The organism is Pseudoduganella sp. GW821-FHT12E03 (assembly GCF_058807115.1).
Genome location: NZ_JBXAQJ010000003.1, coordinates 582,728 through 607,316 on the forward strand (window position 1 = coordinate 582,728; position 24,589 = coordinate 607,316).

Below are 24,589 nucleotides of genomic sequence, written 5' to 3' on the forward strand. Positions count from 1 at the left end.
GTACCATGTTCAAGAAACTGGCGGCGGAAGCATTGGGCATCAGCGATATCGGTGTCATCGTCGGACCTGAGGACTACAGCAAGGTCGACGCGGACGATTACCTGTTCAGTGAAGACGGCGAGAAGATTTTCTTCCTCATCAAGAGCAAGAAAGACGAGTACTGCTTCACCAACCTTGCGCTGATCCATGTGGACGGCGACTCGGCCGTGTCGTCGAAGCGTTCGATCAAGCGCTACGATTATTCATCCCACCAATTCTCCGGTGTCAGCATCGAAACCGCCGGCACCTTGGACATGGATATCGAACTGAAGTTCGACCTCGATGGCATCAAGTTCTCCATCGACGTCAAGAAGACCTTCATCGAACAATTGAAGGACATTTACAAGGCGCTGATCACGATCGGCAAGCAACAGCGGCGCGACCAGGCCTGCCGCGACAACGCGCTGCGTGCGCTGGAAGCCACCGCGTCCGTGCACAAGCTCAATATCGCCCCCGATGCAGGCGGCCTCGTCACGCAATACAGCGCCCTGCTGACGGCGTTGAACACCGCCATGTTCGACACGCACACCAAGCGCGATTTCAGCGACGTGTTTACCAAGTACATCCATAACTGACAGCACGCTCGACACCAGGCCTGGTTTAACCGGGCCAGCTATTTCCAAGCCGGATCGGTCCACGCCGATCCGGCTTATTTTTCGCCCAAGATATATGGAATGTGAATAACTACAATAAAAAATTAGTGTTTTGTCATTCGATTTATGAATGGACCATATCGAAACTTAAAATTAGATTTATATGCTGCGTCGCCGCATAATGTTTTCAACAGAGAACATTTTCGACAAGGAGAACAGCATGAACATCAGCAAACACATGGAATTCATCTTCCTCGGCGCCCTGGCCCTGATTGGTGCGTCGGCCGCTGCAACCGCTGCCGTGCCTGCCCTGTTGGAACCGTTGGCGCCTCACGCCTATGTGGCGACGGTGCAGCAAGATGAGGTGGCGACCGTGGTGGTGGCCGCCAAGCGTTTGACCGCTGAAGAGAAAGCCGCGCTGGGCGAATAAGCCCCGCTTGCCAACGCACCAAGGCAGGCCGTCAGAACAGGTCTGCCTGGCGCGTGGTCAGCCGCGCAAAACTGCTGTGCAGCGGCAGCAAGATGGAATCGGCAATCGGCTGCAATTGCTTGCCCAGGTAATGTTCGTAATCGATTTTCGACCGCAGCGCTTCCAATGGTTCCGGACCATTGACCGTCATCACGTAACTGATCCAGCCGCCATTCTGGTAGCGCAACGGGCGTTTCAGTGAGCGGTTCACATCATCGGCAATGCGCGCCGCTCGCACCTGCGGCGGCACATTGACCTGGTATTCATCGAGCCGCTGGCGCAAGCGCTTGCGGTACACCAGCAATGCATCAAGTTCGCCGCACGCGGTCTTGCGCACGTAATCGCGCACATACTGTTCATACGGTTCCAGCTTGAAGATCCGCGTGAACAAGCCTTGCTGGAATTGCTGCGCCAGCGGCGTCCAGTCGCTGCGCGCCACTTCCAGGCCCCGGTAAATCACTTCCTCGTCGCCCTTGCCATTGATGGTGAGCCCGGCATAGCGCTTCTTGCTGCCCTGGTCCGTGCCACGGATGGTGGGCATGAAGAAACGCTGGAAATGCGTATCGAATTCAATTTCCAGGCAACTCTCCAGCCCCAGGCCGTCGCGCAGGCGCGCCTGCCACCACGCATTGATCTTGCGCGCCATGCCTTCGCCAATGGCCACGGCCTCACCGTTCGAATAGGAGCGCTTGAGCCAGATGAAAATCGAATCCGTGTCGCCGTAAATCACGTCATACCCTTCCGCTTCCACCAGCTCTCGCGTCAGGCGCATCATTTCGTGGCCGCGCATGGTCACCGACGACACCAGGCGCGGGTCGTAAAAACGGCAATCGGGCGAACCCAGCACGCCGCAAAACGAGTTCATCAACAGCTTCAGCGCTTGCGACAGCGGTTCATTTTTTTCCCGCTTGGCGGCATCGCGCCCCTGCCACAATTGCGTGGTGATGGCGGGCAGGCAGTGATGTTCGCGTGAAAACAGCGCGCCCCGGAAACCGGGTATGGCGGCGTCCGCATCGCCGGCCAGGCCTTCGATCATGCCGACCGGATCGACCTGGAAGGTGCGGATGATCGACGGGTACAGGCTTTTATAGTCCAGCACCACCACCGAGTCATACAGCCCCGGCTTGGAATCCATGACAAAGCCGCCCGGCGAAGGGCTGAATGGCACATCGCCGGTATTCGGCGCGACATATCCCTCGCGATGCATGCGCGGCAGATAGTGGTGGGAAAACGCGGCAATCGAACCTCCCATGTGATCGGCCTGCAAGCCCGTCACGTGGGCCCGCTCCAGCATGAATTCCATCAGCCGCGCCTTGGCAAAGATGCGTGTCACCAGTTCGCAGTCGCGCAAGTTGTAATACGCCAGGCCCGGTTTGTCGTGATGGAAACGGCGTTCGATTTCCGCCATCTTGTCGTAGGCGTCGCCAATGTCCTTGCCTTCGCCCAGCATGGCTTGCGACACGTTTTCCAGGCTGAACGACGGGAACGTCCACGAGGCGGCGCGCAGCGCCTCGATACCGTCAATCGCAATCCGGCCCGGCACCGACGCAAACACATAGCCGTCGCGCGCCTGGTGCGTGCGCCAGTCGATCGGCTTGCCTTCGCGGCCCAGCAGCAAAGCAACCTTGTGTTTGTCCGCATTCTTTTGCAGCGCGCGCAAGTCGAATTGCACCACGCTCCAGCCGATGATCACATCGGGATCATGGCGCTGGAACCAGCCGTTGAGCTTTTCAATCAGCTGGCGCGGCGTGGCGCAATACTCGAGGCCGAAATCGAGTTCCGATTGATGCTCCGGGGCCGCTCCCAACATATACACCTGGCGCTGGCCGCAGCCTTCCAGCGCAATCGAATACAAGTCTTCGTACGCGCTGGTTTCAATGTCGAGCGACACGAGTTTTAACGCGGGCCGGTACGCCGGTTCCGGCTTCAGCTTGCAATCGGTGATGACCTGGCCCTGCTCCACGCCGCCCTCGATGCGCACGCCGGCGGTAATGAACCGCTCCATCAGGTAGCGCTCGGGCGGACGCACATCGGCTTCATACAGCTTGATGCCACGGTCGCGCAAGTTGCGTTCGAGCGCCGTCAGTTGCCGGTATTGGCTGGCATACAGTCCGACCACGGGGGCGCCACTGAATGTTTTCAGGGGCAAGTCGCGCAGCGCGATGGCGGCGTCCGGCGCCAGTTGCGCCTCGATCGTGCCGCGCAGTTCCGCCTCGGCAAAGGCCACGGAAACTTGTTCGGTCAGGCGGATCTTGCGGGGGCCGTCATCGGTCGCCAGCCAGAATTCGATTTCCGTGCCGGGCCGGCCATTGTGCCGAACGTCGCGCCAATGGCGGGTCAGGATAAAGCCAGCAGTCGGTGCCACGGGGTGTCAGGGAAAGTTGAAGACGTCGGGCCGCATTATACTGTATGCATACACAGTCAACCATCCTGTACAGGCACGGCAGCTTTCGCGCCGCGAAAACTGCCCTACGGGTTTGGCGTCGCCGCAGGGGCGGGGTGGGTAGCCTCGCCGGCAACCGCAACGGGGCCGGCTTCGGGCGCCGGGGTGCCTGCATGGTCCTGGTGTACGGTGGGCAACACCGCCAATGCCGGAATCACCACTGGCGGCGCCACCGGCAAGGTCAGCCAGAATGTCGTGCCAAGTCCCACCGTGCTGACCACGCCCAGCTCGCCGCCCATCTTTTCCACCAAGTGTTTGGTGACCACCAGGCCCAGGCCACTGCCATCCTGGTTGCCGCTCTCCTGTCCCAGCCGGTTGAAGGGTTGATACAGCGCGGCCTGCTGTTCCGCCGACAGGCCGCCGCCGGTATCCTGCACCGCGATGCGCACCGTGTCCTGGCCCGACTCCGTGCATTGCACATTGATGGCGCCATGGTCGCGGTTGTATTTGACCGCGTTGGACAGCAAATTGATCATGACCTGTTTGAGCCGCATCCGGTCGGCCCGCACGCACAGGTGCTCGGCGCAGGTGCTGCGCATCAGGATGCCGCGCAATTGCGCCTGCGGATCGACCAGCACCCGGCATTCTTCCATGATCTCCCCCACGTTCACCGCTTCCAGGTCCAGCACCAGCCGGCCCGACTCGATTTTTGCCAGGTCCAGCACTTCATTGGACAGCTTCAGCAAATGACGCGCGCCGGTCAGGATATTGACGGCAAACTGCCGCTTTTGCGCGTCGGTCGAGGCAAGTTTTTCCGACAACAGGATTTGCGCAAAGCCGAGGATGGCATTCAAGGGCGTGCGCAACTCATGGCTCAGGTGCGACAGGAAAGTGGACTTGGCCTGGTTGGCCCGGTTCGCCTGCTGCTGCGCCGAGCGCAGCTCGTCGTTCATGCGCACCAGCTGGACCGCATGTTCGCGCAGCCGCCCTTCCAGCAAGGCATTCTGGATGCGCAAGCGCCGCGTTTCCAGTGCGCGCGACAGCACCGGCAAGATCACCGACACGCGGAATGGTTTCAAAATATAGTCGAGCGCCCCGACCTGCATGGCTTGCACCGCCGAGGAAATTGACCCTTCCCCCGTCATGATCACGCACGCCAGGTCGGGATCGAGCGCACGCGCGGCCTGCACCAGCGCAATGCCATCCATACCGGGCAACATTAGGTCCGCCAGCAGTACCTGATAGGAATCGGCCCGCAGCGCCTGCAACGCCGCCTCGCTGGAACCGCGGCCGATGGTTTCATAGCCATGCGCGCCAAGGGTGTCGCACAGCGCGCGCATTTGCGCCGGTTCATCGTCGACTATCAGCATCCGTATCGCCATTCAAACCTCCTCGCCGCAGCATTCCGCCAGCGCCATGCGCAATTCTTCCAGCCGGGGCGGCTTCGCCAAGACCTTGTCCACATGCACTGGAATATCATTTTCCGCCACCATGCGCTGCCCCCACCCCGTCAGCAACAGCACCGGCGTGGCGGGCGACAGGGCTTTGACCGCCTGTGCCACCTTGCGGCCGTCCACATAGGGCATGCCGAGATCCGTCACCACCAGCGCGTAGGGTTCGCCGCTATCGTACGCATTGCGGAACAGATCAATGCCGGCCTGGCCGCCATCGGCTTCCGTCACGCGGTGCCCGTCACGCTCGAGGATCACGCGCAGGGAATTGAGCAGTTTGGGGTCATCATCGACCGCCAGGATGCGCAAGTGTCCGGCGCGCGAGCCACGCGCCTGGGCCAGGCCGGGCAATGGCGGCGCCGGCGGCGCATCAAAGGCCAGCCGCACCGTGGTGCCCTTGCCGGGCGCCGTCACGATATCGATATGGCCGCCATGGCGCTCAACCATGCCGTACACCATGGCCAGCCCCAAGCCGGTGCCCCGTTCGCCTTTGGTGGTAAAGAACGGCTCAAGGCAACGGCGCCGCGTCGCCTCATCCATCCCGACTCCGGTATCGCTGACCTCGATGCAAATCCGGCGCTCCCCCTGCCCTTCCTGTCCGCCCAGCTCCAGCAGGCGTGTGCGCAGGATCAGGTGGCCGCCGTCCGGCATCGCATCGACCGCATTGAGCACCAGGTTGGTCAGGGCTTCGCGGATATCACTGTCGACGCCCATGAAGGCCGGCAAATCCTGCACGGTTTCCACCGTCAGGCGGATCGTGGCGCCATGCTGCTGCGGCATGTCGTGCCAGCTGCCACGCGTCAGGTCCGCCACCTGCTGCAGCAATTCCCCCGCCGCCACCGGCAATTGCGGCAATTGCGCATCGCGCGTGCGGTAAAACTCGCGCATGTGCGCCACCGTGGCGGCCACGTCGTCCACGGCCCGCCGCACCACTTCCAGGCAATGGCGCGCATGGGGGCTCAGCCCGGCCTCCGATTCCAGCAAGTATTCCGTGTACAGCGCCACCGGGGAAATCGCATTATTGATGTCGTGGGCGATGCCGCTGGCCATCTGTCCCAGAGCCCGCAAGCGTTCCTGCTGCAGGAATTTTTGCTGGGCCTGGCGCATGTCGTCGTAGGCCCGCTGCAACGCCACGTACAGTTCGCCCTGGTGCACGGCCAGCGCCACGTGCTCACTCAACTGTTGCAGGAAATCGCACTCGCCGCTGGAAAAACCATCGGGTGCGCGCCGCGCCGCCACCAGGATGCCGGCGACCCGTCCCTCGACCGGCAGCGGCGCCAGCACCAGCGAACGCAAGCCGCTGGCGGCCAGCAACCGGGCAAATGGCGTATCGGCTTCGGCAATGTCGGTTTCGTACACGAATTCCCCCTGGACGCAGCGCGTCAGGCCAGCCCCGTCGAGTTCGATCACGGTCCGCTCACTGAGCGGATGGCCCAGCGCCGCAGCGCTGTGCATGCCGACGCAACTGACCATCACATGGCCGCTGTCCCGGTCATACAGGCAGGCGCAGCCGAAGTTGATGGGCAACTGGTCTTCCAGGCAGCGTAGCACGACCTGGAAAATGCTGCGTAAATCTTGCCGGTCGCCGATCGAACGGGTGATCTGGTGCAGCAGGCGCAAGCGCGCCAGCTGGTCCAGGTTGCGCCCCTCGGCTTGCTGGCGTTCACGGATTTCCGACTGCAGCGCGGCATTGGCCGCCGCCAGTTCATTGCGCGAAACACTGGTTTCCATCAGGCGCGCCGTCATGCTGTCGAAAGCTTGCGCCAGTTCGCCGATTTCATCGCGCTCCCGCATATCCACGCGGTAGGCGAGGTCGCCGGCGCCGACCCGCTGGGTGCCTTCGCGCAAGCGCTGCAACGCATGCACCACGCCGCAGTAACCCAGCCACGAAGCCACCGCCACCGCCAGCATGACCAGGCCGCCAAAGCCCAGCATCGCGGCCTGCTCCTGCCGCTGCGCCGCCAGCACACCGGCGCGGCTGTCAGCCGACAGGCGCATGGCGTCGGCAATCATGCCTTGCATGCGGTTGGTGATCTGGCCGGACAGGTGGGCCTCGAATCTTGCTGCGATCGCCTGTTCGGCGGCATCACGCGCAAACGAACGGGGCGCCGCCAGTTGCTCAAACTGGTTATCGATACTGCTGAGCGTGATTTGCAAGCCCGCCACCACCGCCGCATCGCTGCGGTAACCGGCCCGCGACGCCTCGTCGAGCAACCTGGCCAGCGATGCGCTGCGCATGCGCCATTGCGTAAGCGTGCGCTCTTCGTGCCGCAGCACATATTCCATGGTCAGGAAACGCAAGCCGGTAATCGCGCTCACCATTTCACTGGCCGCTTCATTGCGCAGCACTTCGCGCCGCACGCGCTCGGCGCTGGTCAGCAGGATGGCCACGGTCATGGCAACGATCAGGGCTGAAAGCAACCCCATCAGTTTGAACCGCGTCGCCAGCCGCATGGAGTCTCCGCTAGTGGATGATGGTGACGGCGCCGGGGGCAACCGCTTTCAGCGGTTTGAAATCAATGGCATTGAGGTAATTGGGCATCGGCCCGCTGGCCAGGCGGTTGGCCAGCGCCCAGCGTGTTTCATCTTCCAGCGCCAGCAGCAAGCCCTGGTCCAGGCTGACGCCAAAGCGGTAAGTCGGCCACAAGGTGCGCCACTTGTCGCCCTGCGGCTTCATCAGGGCGGCCACCATGGCTTGCGCAGCGGCGGGATCATCGCGGCACCAAGCCGCGCCCTGTATCACTGCGCGCAACACTTTCTGCAGGGTTTCCGGATGGCTGACCACATATTCCTTGCTGCCGGCCAGGTTGTACGGGATTTCATATAAATCTTCCGCATAAAAAACACTGCCTTTGCCGCCCAGCTGGCTCTGCACGATACCCAGGTAAGGCTCCCAGGTGGAGACCACATCCACATCCCCTTTTTCCAGCGCAGGACCGAACTGATCGGCCGGCATATTGTGCAAGGTGACATCGGTGGCGGCCAGCAACTGGCGGTTCAGCATGGTATTCAACACAAAATGCGCCGAGGTGCCGAAGCTGACGCCGATGCGCTTGCCCTTGAGGCTGGCCGGCCCCGTCACCCCGCTGCCCGGCCGGGCCAGCAAGCCGTGGTCGCGGTCCGATTTAAAGATCGTCGCGATCACTGAAACGGGTTCCTGTTCCATGACGGCAAACATGAGGGGAATATCGGCCACTGTGGCCAGCTGGGCTTTGCCTTGCAATGCCGCCGATAACGCCACCTTGCCGCTAGGGTGGGGCTGCAGCTGCACCGCCACCCCGGCGCGCTTGAAGAAACCCTGTTCGTGCGCGGCCACCACGGGACAACTGCCAACGTAAGCGGAACTGATGGCAATCACGACAGGTTCCTCGGGCCTGGGAGCAGGCGCACGCTCGCGCCACGCATAGGCGCCCGCCGCGGCCACCACGACCGCCAATCCCAGCGCAACGAATCGGCGTTGCAGCGTCCTGTCCAGCACAGGGCCCTCCCACAAGGGAAATAAACCGCTCAAGGTTACACAAAATCAATACTGTGGGCAAACCGCGACTGTTGCCCGGTAACAAAAGCAACACAAGGCTTTCTTCCCGCTAGTTCCACACGCAGTTTCCAAGATTACACCGTAAAAGGGGTAGCATGGCTGAATGAAGAAGTCCAGGACAGAATGCCGTCGGCAACTGTTACGCCTGACGTTGTACCCCGCCTTGCAATTGATGGCGGCAATCCCGCCGATCATGCCAGTGCGGGCAATGGCTGCACGCCATGCGCGGGCAGTGCTGGTGCTGGCCCTGTCCCCTGCGGATGCGCAGCAAGCGCTGCTCGCCGCCGTGGCGCACTTGCCCGGCGCGCATCCGCGCCGCCACCGCTACCGGATGGCCATACCGTTTGGCGCGGCGCTGTTCCCACCCGATCATTTATTGCGACCCGCGCCGGGCCTGCCGGCCGATGCGGAGCGCGAAGCATGGCTGGCCCTGCCGCCCGGGCAGCGTCGCCATGACGTACTGCTGCTGCCGGACGAAGATTATTACTGGCACGAGCCCGGCGCCCAGGCGGGGGAATACGCGGCGCAATTTATCGTACACCTGGCGGCGCATCGCGCAGCGGGCACGGCGCTGTCCATCGTCCAGGCGCACGTCCGCCGCCGCCGTGGCAAGTCCTTCCACTTGCTGGGCCGAAGCGGCCCCGGCTGGTACTGGAATATCGAGCCCGCCACCCCGTCGGCAGCGGCGGCCGCCACTTTGGCGGAAGACCTGGCGCAATGGCTGCCCGCCATGCGCCCGCCGGCTTGACGGCCGCGCCGGCGTGCGGCTGCGGTGCAGGCGCACGTTGGCGGCACGTTGGCGGCACATTGCGGTTATGGCCGGCCTTCAACACGGGCCGCAAGTGGCAGACGCCCCCGGTGCGGCGGCGTCAGCGGCGGCCTGACGACCAGCCACACCAGCCCGGCCAACAGCAACGGCCACATGGCCGGCTCCGGGGTCGCGCCCCCCGTCACCTGCACGGCGAACGGCGCGCTCACGCGGTCGCCGGGCTGCAGCAACATGCCACCGCCAAACGGATCGCCGCTCCACCATTCGCCGGCCAACGTGAATTGGCCGCTTTCGCTTTGTCCCGGCAACACACCCGGATGCAGCTGCAAGCCAAACAAGCCCTGCCCTGCAGCCGGGTTGAACACCACCGATGCGCCCAGTCCGGGCGCCAGGATGGGGAAATCAAAATAGCCGGCATCGGGTGTCCCCAATGCAAACGATGACGCACTCAGCTGGGTCGGCACAAACCAGTTATCGGCATCGGTGTTGGTCAGCGTGTAGCCCCAGCCAACCAGCTGGCCCGGCGTACCCGACACCATGCCGCCGGGAGGCAACAGGCCGAAGGTATACATGAACGGCAGTGCATGGGCGGATGGCGTCAGCATCAATACGCACAAGACTGCGGCAAGCATCGATTTCAAGGATTTCATGATGTTCCCTTTCAGCGTGGCTTAGCGTGGCGCAATGGCCTGGGCATGCGAATAGGAATACGTCGCGCCGTTAATGTCGGACACGGTGCCGGTTTCACTGAGCGAGAAACGCAGCAAGCCCGGTGGCGTATTGAAGGTCAGGCGCACCGTGAAGTAATTGCCGACATCGACATTGGGCGTCACGAAGGGTAATGGCGGCGACAAGGCGGTATTCAAGGTCGCCATGCCCGTCCCCGCCAGCGTGCGCGTGCGCAGCGCGGCCAGGGTCACATCGCGCGCGGTGCCAACGCCGGTGTTGGTGAAGCGCAGGTCGACCGCCGTGATGCCGGGCGCCACGGTTTCCTGGCCCACGATGTCGGCAATGAAGTCGGGCCGCCCCGCCACTTGCGGCTCGCCCGTGACAAAGCTGGTCACCGTGGCGCTGTTGCGCGCCAGGACATTGATGGTGCTTTGCACCGCCGCCGTGATGGTGTCCGCCACCCCTGCCGCCGTGCCAGCTGGCGGTTGCAATTGCACCACGACGTTGGCGGTTTCGCCAGTCCCCAGGGTCAGAACGGTGGGGGAGAACGATGTGATGAAATGCTGGTCATCGGTGGCGGTAAAGCTGAACGTGTCGCGCGCGCCCATGTTACGCACCTGGAACACCAGCGACGCCGTGACGCCGGGCCGCAAGTCTTGCGGCGGTGGCGCCAGGATCGCCACTTGCTGCGGCGAGACCATCTGGCTCACGACCCGCTGGTATTCCGTGCCGGAACTGTCCATGCCGGTCACGTACGCGAGGAACGGTTCCGCCGGCACCGTCAGCGGCCCAAACCATTTATTGGCATCGGTTTCATCCTGCGCCAGCGGCAGCGGCATGACGGGCGTGTAATCCTTGCGGCGCAGTGTGAAGGCCGCGTCGGCCGCGCCCGGCGTCAACGACGCCAGCGCATACAGGCTCTGGCCCGGCCCCGGCTCGCCATCGAGCGCGAACAGGCCCTGGTGCGGTGGCTGCCCCGCAAACGTGGCCAGCTTGAACGAGCTGAACGACAAATCCGCGCTGCCGCCCACGTTCACATATGTCAGGCCCGGTGAGCCGGACACCTGCAATTGCCAGCGGCCCCGCATCGGTGCATCGATGGCGATAATCACGCCGCCCGTCAGTGTCAGGTAAGTCGACGCGTCGGACGCCTGCACCGTCACGCCGTCTGGCCGCACCAGCGTCACCGCAGGGGTCAGGTAATCAATCGAGCTGACGGACACCGTCAGCTGCGTCATGCCGGCATCGACCGGGAAGGTATGTGTTTTCGGCGCCGGATACGTATCGTTGACGGACAGGATTTGCACCGCGTTATTCCGGCCCAGCAAGTCCGCCAGCACCGTGACATTTTCCGCTTCCGAGGAAAACAGGGAAATCGCCTGCCCGCCGGTTTCCGTCGCCAGTTGCAGATAGCCCGGTTCAATCGGCGAGCAACTGCCGAACAGGATGGCAAAGACCTTGATTTCCTTCGCCTTGGCCAATCCAATCACCGCGCCCGCCAGTCCCGCATCCTTGGCCGAGGCGTCGGTGTACATGAACAGGCTGCCGCTGGGGTTCGACAGCGACAAGCCGTTGTACATGCCCGTCATGGCCAGTTCCGGGCAATCGCCGCCGCCAAAGGCGCCCAGCGCGCTGATCGACGCCTTGAAGGTGTTCGCATCCGTGGTCGACGTGGTCGGTCCTGTGAACGGGTCGTTGAATGGCGCCAGCACGTATTGCAACGGTTCTTCATCGGTGCCAAGGCGCCGGTTGACGATATTGATGGCGGAATTGCGCACTCCGGCAATGATGCCGCCCATGCTGCCGGTGGTGTCGATGGCGAACGCCAGCGTGGGGCCGGCGCCCAGCAGCGCTTTCAATTGCGTCACCGTGATCATGGCCTTGATGTCTTCGACGAATTGCTGGGTGGCGGCAATCGCCGCGGTGGCGGCGGCGTTGTGGAATCCGCTGTGCGGCGACAAGTCGCAATAGCGCGTGTCCTTGTTGATGCCTTCGCGGAAGTAGCCAATCGGATCGCTGGACGGCGAACTCTTGTCGAGCGGCCCGCCGTGGCTGCATTTGAAAGCGCCCGGCTTGATGCGGTCTTCGCCGCCGTAATAGCCGCTGGTCAGCAAGGTGGTCGCCAGGTTCGACGAGTTCGCGCAAAACGCCCCGGTATTGGTGAAGCCGGAACAGGTGGTGGCCAGCGGCCCGGCAAAGGCCAGCGCGCCGGGGCGGCCGACACCGGGATGGGCGCCCGCATTGCCCTGCTCGACCCAGTTACTGTGCGAATAAAAATCCTGGATCGTGTGCAGCGCACTGCCGAGGTTGGCACGGGCGCCGGTGGCGTTGATCGGATTCGCCTGCAGCGCCGCGATCACATTGGCTTTCAGGATCGCCAGCCGGGCCTGGCCGCCCGCGCCATTTTCACCATCGAAATGCTTGGCGGACGTGACTTGGTCATCGTCCACCTTGGCATTGGCTTCAATGATCTGGTCCAGCGCCGTCTGCATCGGCTTGGTCAGTTTTCCGACACCGAAGTACCGTTTATCGAGCGCTTCGATGGCGCGCTGGGTGATGTCCTGGTGCGTCAGGCTGCCGGATGACTTGGCGACGGCAGAACACAGCAAGCCGTTTTTCGGACAAAACGCCTGGCTGGGCAAGGCGGTCAGTCCCGCCAACAGCGCAAGCACAAAGGCGGCAAATGGGAGGTTTCGCATGGCGGGTCCTTTCCCCGGAGGTGGCGACACCCGTCCCGGTGCATTTCGCATGCCATCCCGCGCCGCGCCCGTGGTTCGCCATGGGCAGGCCCTGCGTGGCCGGGGCCGGTGATCTGGTTGCCAACATTCCCGACGGCGGCCTGATCCGCCAATGTGCGCGGCGGACCGCTGTTACATGCTTATACATTTGCCAGCAGGCACTTGCGCTAGAATGCCCGATCCGGGCCGGTAACCCTGGCCTGTCCCTCGTAACGACCCAATTCTCCGATGCGAACTTTTTCCCTTACCGCGCTGGGCGCGGCACTGTGCGCGGCGCTGGCGATCCCGGCAGCGGCACAAACCCCGATCACCCTGGACCAGGCCATGTCTCATCCGGACTGGATCGGCACTCCTGTTGAAACCGCATGGTGGAGCTGGGATGGCAAGCACGTGTTTTACAAACAAAAGCGCACCGGTTCACCGCTGCGCGACACGTTTGAAGCAGGCGCATCGGCCAACGTGAAGCCGCGCCAGGTCGGCGACGCCGAGCTGGCCAGCCAGGATTCCGCCACCGTCATCTATAACCGCGACCATACGCGCGCCATCCTGTTCCGCAGCGGCGACCTGTTCGAGCGCGACCTGAAAACCGGTGCGCTGACGCAAATCACCCGTGGCGCGACGCCGCCGGCCTCGTTTGCCCGCTATGCGGCCGACGGCAAGTCGGTGCAATTCCGCCAGGGCAGCGACTGGTATGGCTGGAACCGCGCCGACCGCCTGGTGACGCCGCTGGCGCTGGTACGGGCCGCCAAAGACCCGGCCGCCAAGCCGGATGCCGCGCAGTCAGACAATGCGCTGCGCGACATGCAATTGCGCCTGATCGCCACCCTGAAGCGCCAGAAGGATGACCGCGACGCGCTGCGCGAGCGCGCCGAACAGGAACGCCGCGCCGACAGCACCCGTGCGCCGGGCCCGGTGTACCTGGGCGACAAGGAAGGCATCGATTCAACCTCGCTGTCGCCGGACGGCCGCTACCTGCTGGTCATCACGTCGGCCAAGGGCGACAAAGGCCGCGTTGGCAAAATGCCGCGCTACGTGACGGAGTCCGGCTACGAAGAATTCGATGACGAACGCACCCGCGTGGGCCGCGATTTGCCGAAGCAGCAATCGCTGAAACTGGTGGACTTGCACACCCGCGCCATCACCGACCTGAGCTATGACGTGCTGCCGGGCGTGAATGTCGATCCGCTGGCGTCGCTGCGCGAAGCGCAAAAGCTGCCGGCGCTGAAGGGGAATCGCACCGTGCGCGTCGATGACGATATTGCCTGGACTGACAATGGCGCCCAGGTGGCCGTCATGCTGCGCTCGGTCGACAACAAGGACCGCTGGATCGCCACCGTCGGCCTGGCCGATGGCAAGCTGAAACCGGTGCACCGCCTGTCGGATACGGCCTGGACCAATTACAGCTACAACGAGTTCGGCTGGCTGCCCGATAACCAAACCATGTGGTTCCTGTCCGAAGAAACCGGTTATTCGCACCTGTATACCCTGGGCGCCGATGGCAAGCAGCGCGCGCTGACGTCCGGCAACTGGGAAGCGTCCGGCGTAAAATGGTCGGCCGACGGCGCCACCGCTTACCTGATGTGCAACCGCAAGACGCCGGGCACCTACGAAGTATGCGCGGTGGAAGCGAAAACCGCCGCCGTGCGTGAAGCCACCGCCATGAATGGCGGCGTGGAGCAATTCACACTGTCGCCGGACGAGCGCAAGCTGCTGGTGCATTACTCGTCGTCCTACATGCCGGTGCAACTGGCCACCGTCGCCATCAGCGGCGCCAACGGCGGCGGCGCCACCGTCAAGCTGACCGACACCCGCACGCCGGATTACAAGGCACGCACCTGGATCGAACCGCAAATGGTGGCGGTGCCGTCCACCCATGGCGGCGGCCCGATCTGGTCCAAGCTGTACCGTCCCGCCAAGCTGGAGGCAGGCAAGAAATACCCGGTGGTCCTGTTCGTGCACGGCGCGGGCTACCTGCAAAACACCAGCAACCGTTACCCGAACTATTTCCGTGAACAGATGTTCCACAACTTGCTGGTGGAAAAAGGCTACATCGTGCTGGACATGGATTACCGCGCATCGAAAGGCTACGGCCGCGACTGGCGCACGGCGATTTACCGCCAGATGGGCCATCCGGAACTCGACGATTACGTGGACGGCGCGAAGTGGATGGCGGCCAACCACCAGGGCGATATCGACAACGTCGGCATCTATGGCGGCAGCTATGGCGGCTTCATGACGTTCATGGCGCTGCTGCGCCAGCCGGACTTGTTCAAGGCCGGCGCGGCGCTGCGCCCAGTGACGGACTGGACCACCTACAACCACGAATACACGGCCAATATCCTGAACACGCCGGACGTGGACCCGGAAGCGTATAAAAAATCATCGCCGATCGAATATGCGGAGCACCTGAAAGGCCACCTGCTGATTGCCCACGGCATGGTGGACGACAACGTGTTTTACCAGGACTCCGTGCGCATGGCGCAGCGTTTCATCGAGCTGAAAAAGGATAACTGGGAACTGGCCAGCTATCCGCTGGAACGCCACGCCTACGTGCAGCCGGAAAGCTGGTATGACCAGTACCGCCGCATCTATAAACTGTTTGAAAGCACGCTGAAGAAATAAACGGTCTGGACGCCGTTCAGCCATACGTTGTGTACACGAAGCCGTTGCCGATCAGATTGGCAACGGCTTCAACGTTTTCAAATCCTTCGCTGAACGCGGCCAGCACTTCAGCACGCGCGGCGCCGCCATCGAGCACTTTATTCCAGTACGCGACACCGGCCTCCTCGCCCTCACGGTGCAGAACATTCCGGTACAGGCTGCCCACGAAACCGGCGTTGCTGACATTACGGCCATACAGGTCTTGAAATTCCATGCTGTTGAGAAAGCCTTGCGCCACATCCCGCAGCGCCGTGCCATGATTAAGTACGTCAGTCCAGTATCCCAAACCGCCCTTGTCGGGGGCGCGGTCGAAGGCAGCCTTGTACAATCGGAATGCGCGGCCCAGATCGCCATTGAGTGTCAACGCAATCGCATCCTTACTGTCAGTAAACAGTAAGCGGTCAACAAAATTCAGGCGGCTCCATTGGCTGGTGCTTACACGCTGCAAGTCCAGGATATAGGATTGCAGTTGCACCTTATAGTCTTCCGGCCGGCCTGGGCAAATCAGGGCGTCGACCGCGCTCATGCTGCCGGAAATCTCCGTGCCGAACGCCATCGTCGAATAGACGTCACTCTTTTCGAAACCACTGACCGCCACGCCCTGGGACTGCGCGAGCGAGGCATGACCAGCCATATCCGTTACCGTTCCGGCGGATATCTTGACGTCATAAATTCCGGGTAACAGCAAGTGTCCGGGACGCAAGGTCAATCCTGTCCCATCGGCCTCCAGGCGCGCATCCTTGCCAATCACGAACGTATCAAAGAGCTCGCCACTGTACCGGCCCTGCAACGTCACGGTCCCGCTGTTCAGGCGTATCGGCTCGTTGAACGTCAACCGGATTGGCCCATCAACCGTGGTGTGCATTTCAAGGCCCATGTTTTGCAATTGCGGCGGGCTCACGTCCGCCCCCTGCACCGACAGCGTATATTGGATCTTGACACCATCCGGCAGGTTCAAGCCATACGTTTGCGGACGCAGCAAGGCAAACACACCGTCAGCGCCAGTGAAGGTCAGCGTTGCGCTTCCCTCCGCAAGCCGGACCGTTTGATAGGGACGATCATCGCGCCCCCATTCCGACAGTTCCGCAATCAATTTGGGTGCCAGCGCTAATTGTGCCGGTGCAACTGACAGCGTCGCCGTATAGGTCATCCCGGACTGGGTGGGTATCTTGAAATATTCGCAGTCGAAGTCGTAATCAAAACTGCGGGTAACCTGATTGCCAACGGTGAGCACTTGGGCAGAAGCCAGGCTGTTCCCCTGATCATCTGACAGCGGAGCAATCCCGAATGTATAGCTGCCGGGCGTGGTTCCCTTGACTTGCACGTAATAGTCACCACTGTTCGGGATCAGCAAAGGATCGGTGATGTCGTACCAGTTGTAATAGCCAGATGCTGTGGCGAATTCAATCCAGTTCGTACTGCCATTCTGTACTACGAGCAACAATGAATCTACCAACATGCCGCGGCCAGGTTCCAATTTCAACGCGTAGCTATGGTCGTCATCGAGGCTAACCTTGAACCAGTCAGTATCGCCTGCGTAATCGATACGCGCCGTTACCGTTCCCGGCGCGGCAATGACTCCCGAAGTTTGTTTAGTGTCGCCGTAATCGTCTGTAGAGGTAGCCATCAATGCATTAGTTGGTGAGAAGTATTTTCAATTGTACATTTCATTTCATCAACTAACCATGGTGCGGTATGACTAGCACCAGCCATGACATTGCAAAAATTGCAGTATATTATCCCTCCCCCAACTTACAGGTACGCCATGATCACTTGCCATCTCCGCTACATCATCGATGCTGAAAAAATCGCTGAATTCGAACACTATGCGCGGCTGTGGATACCGCTAGTGGAAAAATTTGGCGGCACCCATCACGGTTACCTGATGCCGAGCGAAGGCGCCAGCAATGTGGCGCTGGCATCGTTCTCGTTTGAATCGCTGGCGGCCTACGAGCAATACCGTATCGCGGCGGCCACCGACAAGGAATGCGTGGCGGCCGTGGATTACTACCGCGAGACCAAATGCTTCCTCAGCTACGAGCGCTCATTCTTCCGGCCGGTGTTCCGTTGACCGGTTTTTCTTGTATTTGTCCTTGACCTGCTGGCTGACCTCGTACCTAGCGCCGCCGCCCTTCCTGCCGCCCCACAATTGCGCGATGTCGCAACCGCAATCCGCCACGTTGCAGGCCGTGTCCAATGACGGCGCATGGCAAGGCAAGTCGCAGGGCACATCGCAATATCCCGCCTGATGCCGCAACCCTTGTTGCGGCCGGCATAGCGGCGTATGCAATCGATGCAGCACACCGCAATCGGCCAGCCGCCGGCGCAACAGCACCAGTCCTGCCGGCACGCCATAACGGTTGATCACCCGGTATCCATACGCGGAACAACTATCGCGTCCGGTATGGACGCGGAAGGCGCAGACAAAACCCTTGTGGGGGGAAAGCCAGCGCTGGTAAGCGCGGATGGCAGTCAGCGCCATCAATTGCAGAAGCGATGAAAGCATCGTCATTCCAAAATGTTTCCGCATGACAACTTTCAACTATACAAATTAGTGCGGCCTTAAATAGGCCTTCAATCATAGATGATCTTTTAAGTACAATAAAAGATCATCTATGATCACATCCCAGTATGCCAAAAAAACTTCTGGCGCCCCTTGAAGTGCCAACACTTGTACAGGAACGTTTAAGTGGCTGGGGCGCACTGGTACGTCATGCACGCCTCAAGCAAAAACTAAGAGCTCAGGATGTTTGTGCCAGGATAGGCATTTCTGTCACCACGTTACGCCGGTTGGAACATGGTGATCCCGGCGTAAGTGCTGCGCATTATCTCAGTGCCCTGTGGGTATTGGGTGTAATGGATATGGTCACGCTGGCACCGCCAGGCGCCGTTATGGATGTCATCCATAACCGGCGCCGCGCACGTCCATTCGACAAGGACGACGACTTCTAACATCGGCTGGATGCCAATGGTGTAGCCGTCAAGCCAAAAAATCCGCCAGCGTCATCGCCACAATCTTGGTGGCCTTGCGCAAATCCTCCAGCGCCAGCCGCTCGTCGGCTTTCTTGGCGTTCGATTCCGGCACCGAGCGCGGCCCGGCGCCATACAGCACGGCGGGAATGCCCTGCTCGCCATACAGGCGCGCATCGGCATACAGCGGCGTGCCCACGGCCGGGATGTCTTCGCCCAAAATCGCTTTCGCGTTTTTCTGCAGGTTGGCCACCAGCTGGTCGGTGCCCGGCTGCGGGCGCAGCGCGTGCGACAGCAGCAGGCGGCGGATCTCGATGGTGATGCCGGGCTCGCCCCGCACCGCGTCTTCGATCAGGGCGCGCACTTGCGCTTCCACCGCCACCGGATCTTCTTCCGGGATCATGCGGCGGTCCATTTTCATCACGACTTTACCGGGCACCACGTTGGTGTTGGTGCCGCCATCGATGCGGCCCACCAGCATGGTCGGGCTGTCGATGCCCGGCACGGCCGATTTGATCTTTTTCAGTTCCGGCAACTGGCCATACAGCACATTGAGGATTTTCGTGGCCGCTTGCAGGGCATCGTGGCCGGTTTCCGGCATGGCGCCGTGGCCGGACTTGCCGTTGACCGTGATTTCAAACTGCAGGCAGGCGTTGTGCGCCGTAACGATCGCATAGCTGAAACCCGCCGCGATGACGAAGTCCGGCTTCGTCAGCTGTTGCTCCAGGATCCAGCCCGGGCCCAGCAAACCGCCGAATTCTTCATCGTAGGTGAAGTGCAGTTCCAGCTTGCCCTTCAATGGCACGCCGAGCGCTTCCAGCGCGCGCACGGCAAAGATGTAGGTCGCGAAGTCGCATTTCGACACGGCCGCCGCGCGGCCATAAATGTATCCCTGGTCGATCACGCCGCCATAGGGCGGATAGGTCCAGCCATCGCCGGGCGGCACCACGTCGCCGTGCGCGTTCAGCGCCACGGTCGGGCCGCTGGCCGCATAGGGGCGGCGGATGATCAGGTTGGTGATGGCTTCCATGCCGTAATCGCGCACCACTTGTTCCGGCACCACGTGCTTTTCCGCTTCCCAGCCATAGGCTTTCACGGCGTCGGCAATCATGTCGGCGTGCGGGGCGTTGTTGCCGGGCGGCGTGTCGGTGGGCACGCGCAGCACTTGCTGCAGGAACGCGACTTCCTCATCGAAATGGTCGTCGATCCATTGCACTAACTTTGCTTCATTGGTCATCAATTTTCTCCTTTATCATCGCGCCATGCGGTGCCGCATGCGCTGCGGCGGCTTCGGCCAAGGCCGCAACCGCCCTATTTGGCGCCCGCCTCGTACCAGGCGGCGACTTGCGCGCGCTCGGCATCGGTCATATTGGTGAGATTCCCGATCGGCATGGCCTTCAGTTGCACGGCTTGCTTATAGATTCTTTCCGCGTTCTGGCGGATTTGCGCTTCGTTATCGAGGGCGATGCCCGATGGCGCGGTGGCGAAACCGGGCTGCGTCGGCGTGGCGGAATGGCAAGAGGCACAGCGCTGCGCGACGATGCCCTGCACCTTCGCAAACTGCGCGGCGGTGTCGACACCGGCGGCCGGCGCGGCGGGTTTCTTCGGCGCGATCATGACGGCCACCATCAGCAACAGCACCACGCCGATCGCCGGGTATTGCCATTCGATGCGCTCCTTGTGGCGCAGGTTGAAGAAGTGGCGGATGAACACGGCGGCGGCCATGATCAGCGCCAGCACCAGCCACGCCTTGTCGCTGCGGTAAGTCATCGCGTAGTGGTTGCTGATCATGATGAACAGCACCGGCAAGGTGAAGTAGTTATTGTGGACGCTGCGCTGCTTGGCCTTGATGCCGTGCACCGGGTCCGGCAAGCCGCCGGCGCGCATCGCTTCCACCATGCGGCGCTGGCCGGGAATGATCGACATCAGCACGTTGCCCACCATGATGGTGCCGATCATGGCGCCCACGTGGATATACGCGGCGCGGCCGCTCAGGTAGTGCGTCAGGACCCAGCAGGCAAACGTCAGCAACAGGAAAATCACCACGCCAAAGGCCGCGTCATGCTTGCCCAGCGGTGAGCGGCACAGCACGTCATACACGGCCCAGCCGATCACCAGCGAGGCAATGCCGATGCCGACCGCCTGCAGGCCGGTCAGGTCGGCCACGGCCTTGTCGACCATCATGGCTTCCGCGTTGAAATAATACGCAATGGTCAGCAGCGCGATGCCTGACAGCCAGGTGGTGTACGCTTCCCATTTGAACCAGTGCAGTTCGGCGGGTAATGTCTTGGGGGCGACCAGGTATTTTTGCGGGTTGTAGAAGCCGCCGCCGTGCACCGCCCACAGTTCGCCGGATACGCCTTGTTTCGCCAGGTCGGAACCCGGCGCCGGTGGCCGGATCGAGTTGTCCAGCCAGACAAAGTAGAACGACGCTCCGATCCACGCGATGCCCGTGATGACATGCAGCCAGCGGACAATCAGGTTCAGCCATTCAAGGCCGTACGGGATCAGGTAGGCGAAGGCGTCCATGGATTCCTCGAATATGGATTAGCGGCAATTTACCGACAATAAACGGTTTTCGTGCCACGTCCGTGAAATATATCGTATATTTAACATATTCGATCCAATATAAAGGGGTGCGCATGAACAGCTTGCCAAAAAACCTCGACCTTCACCTGATCCGCATCCTCTACCTGCTGCTGGTGGAAAAAAATGTTTCGCGGGTCGCCCTGAAGCTGAACCAGCCGCAACCGTCGATTTCCGCCTCGCTGCGCAAGCTGCGCGAATTGACGGGCGACCCGCTGCTGGTACGCGGCGCGCGCGGCATGGTGCCGACCCAGCACGGCGAAAGCTTGCTGAAGCCGGCCAAGCGCATCCTGGACGAAACCGAGAGCCTGTTCGTCAAGAAAACGCCGTTCGTGCCGCAGGATGAAGCGCGCACCTTCCATATTGCCGCGCCGGATTACCTCGACACGCAATTCCTGCCCAGCATTGTTTGCCAGCTGCGCCGCGGCTCCCCGCTGTCGCGCGTGGTGATCCACAACCTTGGGCCGGACGTCGATTACGTGCGCCTGCTGTCCGATGGCGACATGGACCTGGTGATCGCCAACTGGGAAGAGCCGCCCGAGCACTTGCACATGTCCAAGCTGTTCGAAGACCCGATCGTGTGCGCGATGAATGCCAACACCCCGTATGCGCGCCGCACCGAATCCGACGCCATGACGGTGGAAGACTATTTGTCGCTGCCCCATGTGGCGCCATCGCAACTGTTGCCGGGCTACCATGGCGTCATCGATGAATTCCTCGAGCGCCAGGGCCAGCGCCGCAATGTGCTGGTGGAGTCGGCGTATTTCGGCCTGATTCCGTACATGGTGACGCAAACCGACCTGGTCTTGACCACCGGCCGCCAGTTCCTGCGCTTCCACGAAAAGTCCCTGCCGCTCAAGGTCTATACCGTACCGATCAAGTTCCCGCCATTGCGTTTTTACCAGCTGTGGCACGAACGGGTGCACCAGGCGCCGGAACATAAATGGCTGCGCGACCAGGTCAGCGCCGCGGCGAAGGCGCTGGGGAAATAAGGTGATGCGGACGGTATTACGCTGCGTATAAAGCTCATAGTAAAGTAACTATATCTCGCTTAAACGGGCGGTTATATCATCGAAGCTCCAAGGATGGATAAAACGATGACTACACTCTCCGAACTGAATAGCTGCGACGTCAGCACCTTCACCGAACGCCTGCACGGCATCTACGAGCATTCGCCATGGATCCCGCAGCGCGCGGCGGCCAAGCGTCCGTTCGCCACTGTGACCGCGCTGAAGCAGGCCTTGCAGGCGGAAGTCACCAACGCCACGCAGGACGAACAACTGGGCCTGATCCGCGCCCACCCGGAATTGGCAGGCAAGGCCGCCGTCCGTGGGGAACTGACGGCGGAATCGACCAACGAACAGGCCACCTCCGGCCTGAACCAGTGCAGCGCGGAAGAATTCGCCACGCTGCAAAAACTTAACGCCGACTACAACACCAAGTTCGGCTTCCCGTTCATCCTGGCCGTCAAGGGTCCGACCGGCAAAGGCTTGAACCGCCAGCAAATCATCGCCACGTTCACCCGCCGTTCGCGCAACCAGCGCAACGATGAATTGCACGAGTGCCTGCGCCAGATTCACCGCATCGCGGAAATGCGCATCAACGACCTGACCGGCACCCAGCTGGACTTCGGCCCGACCATCATGCAATGGTCGGAAGACCTGGCGCAGTGGAGCGATGAAGACGGCGGCCTGACCTGCGCCTACATGACCGACGCGCACCGCAAGTCGGCAGAACAGCTGGCCACGTGGATGCGTGAAGCCGGCATGCAAGCGCACATCGACGACGTCGGCAATGTCGTCGGCCGCTACCTGTCGGGCAACCCGAACGCGAAGACCCTGCTGACCGGTTCGCACTACGACACCGTGCGCAATGGCGGCAAGTATGACGGCCGCCTGGGCATCCTGCTGCCGATCGCCATCGTCAAGCACTTGCACCAGCAAGGCGAAAAACTGCCGTTCGACTTTGAAATCATCGGTTTCGCGGAAGAAGAAGGCGTGCGTTTCCGTTCCACCTTCCTCGGTTCCAACGCGATCACCGGCCGTTTCGACCTGGGCCTGCTGGACGCGAAGGACGCCGATGGCGTCACCATGCGTGAAGCGATTGAATCGGCCGGCCACAATGTCGCCAACATTCCCGGCATCGCGCGCGATCCGGCCAAGATCGCCGCGTTCGTGGAAGTGCACATCGAACAGGGTCCGGTGCTGGTCGGCAAAGGCTTGCCGCTGGGCGTGGTGACCGCGATTGCGGGCAGCTCGCGCTACCTGCTGGAATTGAAAGGCCTGGCATCGCACGCCGGCACCACGCCAATGACTATGCGCAAGGATGCCGCCGCCGCCGCTGCGGAAATCGTGCTGCTGGTGGAAAAACGCTGCGCCAACATCGAAGCGCTGGTTGGCACCGTCGGCCAGTTGCAAGTGCCGAACGGTTCCGTCAATGTGATCCCTGGCGCGTGCAAGCTGTCGCTGGATATCCGCGCGGCCGACGACAAGGTGCGCGAAGCGGCTGTCAAAGACATCCTGGACGGCATCAACGCCATCTGCGAACGCCGCTTCATCGAAGCCAAGCTGGAAAAAGTCGTGGAAGCCAATGCCGCACCGTGCGCGCCATGGCTGATGGACCAGTTGGGCGTGTCGGTGGAAACCACCGGCCTGCCGCGCTTCGACCTGTTGTCCGGCGCCGGCCACGACGCCATGGCGATCGCCCACCTGTGCGACCAGGCCATGCTGTTCACCCGCTGCGGCAATGGCGGCATCAGCCACAACCCGCTGGAAACCATGACCGCCGATGACGCGGAACTGGGGGCGCAAGCGCTGTTGCACTTCCTGCGGAACTTCAAGGCCAAGGCATAAGTTACACTCGCCAGACAGAAAGCCGGACCCGCAAGCGTCCGGCTTTTTTATCGCCTGCAACAAAGCACCAAGTACTCGACAATTCGGGGCCTGGCCCCAAAAGCACTATCGTTCGACAGGTTAGCGATAGGTTACGCTGCCGTTTTCCCCCAGCCACTCCAGGTGCGCGAAGTTATTGAAGTACGACAAACTGGTGCCGCTCCGGCGATGCTGCAGCTTGGTGACGGAACCGTTGGCGATGGTCCAGTTGAGTTCCATGGCCTTGCGGTCAGGCAGTTCCAGCAAGTGCTTACACAGCGCAGAAATCACACCGCCCGACGTAAACACGATGGTCGACGATTCCGCCGTTTCCGCATCGTCCGTCAAGCGCTTGAGCGCCGCCACGCAGCGGTCCTGGAAACCCTGCCAGGTTTCCGTGTAATCGCTGTCATGCTGTCCGTCCATCCAGCGCGCCATGGCCGCCACGAACACGTGTTCAAACACGTGCTTCTGGTCCGGCTGCCGCGCGATAAACGTTTTGAATTGTTCGGGGCTGGCAAATTCCGGGCAGTGTTTGACGATCACTTCCACATGGTTGAATTCCGCGAAACCCGGGTCGGTCACCCACTCGGTATCGACCAGCGCGTGCTTCGGCAGCGCGCCCAGGCAGGTGTCGGCGGTCTGCCGGTGGCGCACCATGCCGCCACACACCACCCGTTCAAACGACTGATGGCTGTTGCCAAACCACTGGCCCAGCAGGCGCGCCTGCTCAAATCCCAGGGCGGATAACTGGTCGTAATTGGCTGACCCGAATGACGCTTGCCCGTGACGTACCAGGTAAATCTGTCCCATGCCGTACTCCCTGCCGCAAATGAATGGTCTCAAGCTTATC

At 61.7% G+C, this 24,589-nt stretch carries 19 protein-coding genes; 8 read left to right on the plus strand and 11 right to left on the minus strand.

The features are described from left to right. The first annotated feature begins 5 nt into the window (after positions 1–5). A complete protein-coding gene (locus tag AC1RRC_RS10305) occupies positions 6–614 on the plus strand; it encodes a PH domain-containing protein (RefSeq protein ID WP_493055361.1) in 609 nt (202 codons plus the stop codon). Between the two features lie 238 nt (positions 615–852). Then, the gene (locus AC1RRC_RS10310) at positions 853–1,062 is read left to right on the plus strand and encodes a hypothetical protein (protein ID WP_493055362.1); all 210 of its coding nucleotides are present in this window, start codon (positions 853–855) and stop codon (positions 1,060–1,062) included. Positions 1,063–1,093: 31 nt separating this feature from the next. Here the strand turns inward: AC1RRC_RS10310 and AC1RRC_RS10315 are convergent, their stop codons facing one another. The 4 genes from AC1RRC_RS10315 to AC1RRC_RS10330 all read right to left on the minus strand — a co-directional run bounded on the left by AC1RRC_RS10315 (position 1,094) and on the right by AC1RRC_RS10330 (position 8,413). Then, a complete protein-coding gene (locus AC1RRC_RS10315) occupies positions 1,094–3,466 on the minus strand; it encodes a DNA polymerase II (protein ID WP_493055363.1) in 2,373 nt (790 codons plus the stop codon). Between the two features lie 104 nt (positions 3,467–3,570). Next, the gene (locus AC1RRC_RS10320) at positions 3,571–4,866 is read right to left on the minus strand and encodes a sensor histidine kinase (protein ID WP_493055364.1); all 1,296 of its coding nucleotides are present in this window, start codon (positions 4,864–4,866) and stop codon (positions 3,571–3,573) included. Beyond that, the gene (locus AC1RRC_RS10325; protein ID WP_493055365.1) at positions 4,867–7,389 is read right to left on the minus strand and encodes an ATP-binding protein; all 2,523 of its coding nucleotides are present in this window, start codon (positions 7,387–7,389) and stop codon (positions 4,867–4,869) included. 10 nt (positions 7,390–7,399) lie between these two features. After that, entirely contained in the window at positions 7,400–8,413 is a 1,014-nt protein-coding gene (locus tag AC1RRC_RS10330; RefSeq protein WP_493055366.1) for an ABC transporter substrate-binding protein, read from the minus strand. A 268-nt stretch (positions 8,414–8,681) separates the two neighbouring features. Between AC1RRC_RS10330 and AC1RRC_RS10335 the strand changes: the two genes are divergently transcribed. After that, entirely contained in the window at positions 8,682–9,221 is a 540-nt protein-coding gene (locus AC1RRC_RS10335) for a hypothetical protein (protein ID WP_493055367.1), read from the plus strand. Between the two features lie 65 nt (positions 9,222–9,286). On the opposite strand, the gene AC1RRC_RS10340 is transcribed toward AC1RRC_RS10335, so the two are convergent. Together AC1RRC_RS10340 and AC1RRC_RS10345 are read right to left on the minus strand one after the other, a co-directional pair. Next, entirely contained in the window at positions 9,287–9,892 is a 606-nt protein-coding gene (locus tag AC1RRC_RS10340; protein ID WP_493055368.1) for a hypothetical protein, read from the minus strand. 21 nt (positions 9,893–9,913) lie between these two features. Further along, positions 9,914–12,610 carry a hypothetical protein gene (locus tag AC1RRC_RS10345; protein ID WP_493055369.1) on the minus strand — a complete coding sequence of 899 codons (2,697 nt, stop codon included), beginning with the start codon at positions 12,608–12,610 and terminating at the stop codon, positions 9,914–9,916. Positions 12,611–12,877: 267 nt separating this feature from the next. Between AC1RRC_RS10345 and AC1RRC_RS10350 the strand changes: the two genes are divergently transcribed. After that, positions 12,878–15,271 (plus strand): S9 family peptidase, encoded by a 2,394-nt coding sequence (locus AC1RRC_RS10350; protein ID WP_493055370.1) that lies wholly within the window; start codon positions 12,878–12,880, stop codon positions 15,269–15,271. 16 nt (positions 15,272–15,287) lie between these two features. Here the strand turns inward: AC1RRC_RS10350 and AC1RRC_RS10355 are convergent, their stop codons facing one another. Further along, positions 15,288–16,937 (minus strand): DUF4214 domain-containing protein, encoded by a 1,650-nt coding sequence (locus AC1RRC_RS10355; protein WP_493055371.1) that lies wholly within the window; start codon positions 16,935–16,937, stop codon positions 15,288–15,290. 138 nt (positions 16,938–17,075) lie between these two features. On the opposite strand from AC1RRC_RS10355, the gene AC1RRC_RS10360 reads away from it, so the two are divergent. Beyond that, complete coding sequence (locus AC1RRC_RS10360; RefSeq protein ID WP_493055372.1) at positions 17,076–17,381, plus strand: NIPSNAP family protein; 306 nt, start codon at positions 17,076–17,078, stop codon at positions 17,379–17,381. On the opposite strand, the gene yidD is transcribed toward AC1RRC_RS10360, so the two are convergent. Then, positions 17,355–17,816, minus strand: a complete 462-nt coding sequence (gene yidD, locus AC1RRC_RS10365) for a membrane protein insertion efficiency factor YidD (RefSeq protein ID WP_493055373.1) — start codon at positions 17,814–17,816, stop codon at positions 17,355–17,357. The two genes, AC1RRC_RS10360 and yidD, sit on opposite strands and share 27 nt — an antisense overlap. Positions 17,817–17,941: 125 nt before the next feature. Between yidD and AC1RRC_RS10370 the strand changes: the two genes are divergently transcribed. Next, the gene (locus AC1RRC_RS10370; protein WP_493055374.1) at positions 17,942–18,262 is read left to right on the plus strand and encodes a helix-turn-helix domain-containing protein; all 321 of its coding nucleotides are present in this window, start codon (positions 17,942–17,944) and stop codon (positions 18,260–18,262) included. A gap of 28 nt (positions 18,263–18,290) precedes the next feature. On the opposite strand, the gene AC1RRC_RS10375 is transcribed toward AC1RRC_RS10370, so the two are convergent. Both AC1RRC_RS10375 and AC1RRC_RS10380 read right to left on the minus strand, forming a co-directional pair. After that, on the minus strand, positions 18,291–19,517 hold the full coding sequence (locus tag AC1RRC_RS10375; protein ID WP_493055375.1) for a M20/M25/M40 family metallo-hydrolase: 1,227 nt from the start codon (positions 19,515–19,517) through the stop codon (positions 18,291–18,293). Between the two features lie 74 nt (positions 19,518–19,591). Further along, complete coding sequence (locus tag AC1RRC_RS10380) at positions 19,592–20,809, minus strand: urate hydroxylase PuuD (protein WP_493055376.1); 1,218 nt, start codon at positions 20,807–20,809, stop codon at positions 19,592–19,594. 113 nt (positions 20,810–20,922) lie between these two features. On the opposite strand from AC1RRC_RS10380, the gene AC1RRC_RS10385 reads away from it, so the two are divergent. Beyond that, the gene (locus AC1RRC_RS10385; RefSeq protein ID WP_493055377.1) at positions 20,923–21,858 is read left to right on the plus strand and encodes a LysR substrate-binding domain-containing protein; all 936 of its coding nucleotides are present in this window, start codon (positions 20,923–20,925) and stop codon (positions 21,856–21,858) included. Positions 21,859–21,963: 105 nt separating this feature from the next. Beyond that, positions 21,964–23,718, plus strand: a complete 1,755-nt coding sequence (locus AC1RRC_RS10390) for an allantoate amidohydrolase (protein WP_493055378.1) — start codon at positions 21,964–21,966, stop codon at positions 23,716–23,718. 120 nt (positions 23,719–23,838) lie between these two features. On the opposite strand, the gene AC1RRC_RS10395 is transcribed toward AC1RRC_RS10390, so the two are convergent. After that, positions 23,839–24,549 (minus strand): histidine phosphatase family protein, encoded by a 711-nt coding sequence (locus AC1RRC_RS10395; protein ID WP_493055379.1) that lies wholly within the window; start codon positions 24,547–24,549, stop codon positions 23,839–23,841. Positions 24,550–24,589: the final 40 nt, after the last annotated feature.

Bases quoted from the DNA above. Each gene is read 5' to 3' on its own strand.
- AC1RRC_RS10305 (WP_493055361.1), top strand. From the start codon at position 6: ATGTTCAAGAAACTGGCGGCGGAAGCATTGGGCATCAGCGATATCGGT.
- AC1RRC_RS10310 (WP_493055362.1), top strand. From the start codon at position 853: ATGAACATCAGCAAACACATGGAATTCATCTTCCTCGGCGCCCTGGCC.
- AC1RRC_RS10320 (WP_493055364.1), bottom strand. From the start codon at position 4,866: ATGGCGATACGGATGCTGATAGTCGACGATGAACCGGCGCAAATGCGC.
- AC1RRC_RS10325 (WP_493055365.1), bottom strand. From the start codon at position 7,389: ATGCGGCTGGCGACGCGGTTCAAACTGATGGGGTTGCTTTCAGCCCTG.
- AC1RRC_RS10335 (WP_493055367.1), top strand. From the start codon at position 8,682: ATGGCTGCACGCCATGCGCGGGCAGTGCTGGTGCTGGCCCTGTCCCCT.
- AC1RRC_RS10340 (WP_493055368.1), bottom strand. From the start codon at position 9,892: ATGAAATCCTTGAAATCGATGCTTGCCGCAGTCTTGTGCGTATTGATG.
- AC1RRC_RS10345 (WP_493055369.1), bottom strand. From the start codon at position 12,610: ATGCGAAACCTCCCATTTGCCGCCTTTGTGCTTGCGCTGTTGGCGGGA.
- AC1RRC_RS10350 (WP_493055370.1), top strand. From the start codon at position 12,878: ATGCGAACTTTTTCCCTTACCGCGCTGGGCGCGGCACTGTGCGCGGCG.
- AC1RRC_RS10355 (WP_493055371.1), bottom strand. From the start codon at position 16,937: ATGGCTACCTCTACAGACGATTACGGCGACACTAAACAAACTTCGGGA.
- AC1RRC_RS10360 (WP_493055372.1), top strand. From the start codon at position 17,076: ATGATCACTTGCCATCTCCGCTACATCATCGATGCTGAAAAAATCGCT.
- yidD (WP_493055373.1), bottom strand. From the start codon at position 17,816: ATGCTTTCATCGCTTCTGCAATTGATGGCGCTGACTGCCATCCGCGCT.
- AC1RRC_RS10370 (WP_493055374.1), top strand. From the start codon at position 17,942: ATGCCAAAAAAACTTCTGGCGCCCCTTGAAGTGCCAACACTTGTACAG.
- AC1RRC_RS10375 (WP_493055375.1), bottom strand. From the start codon at position 19,517: ATGACCAATGAAGCAAAGTTAGTGCAATGGATCGACGACCATTTCGAT.
- AC1RRC_RS10380 (WP_493055376.1), bottom strand. From the start codon at position 20,809: ATGGACGCCTTCGCCTACCTGATCCCGTACGGCCTTGAATGGCTGAAC.
- AC1RRC_RS10385 (WP_493055377.1), top strand. From the start codon at position 20,923: ATGAACAGCTTGCCAAAAAACCTCGACCTTCACCTGATCCGCATCCTC.
- AC1RRC_RS10390 (WP_493055378.1), top strand. From the start codon at position 21,964: ATGACTACACTCTCCGAACTGAATAGCTGCGACGTCAGCACCTTCACC.
- AC1RRC_RS10395 (WP_493055379.1), bottom strand. From the start codon at position 24,549: ATGGGACAGATTTACCTGGTACGTCACGGGCAAGCGTCATTCGGGTCA.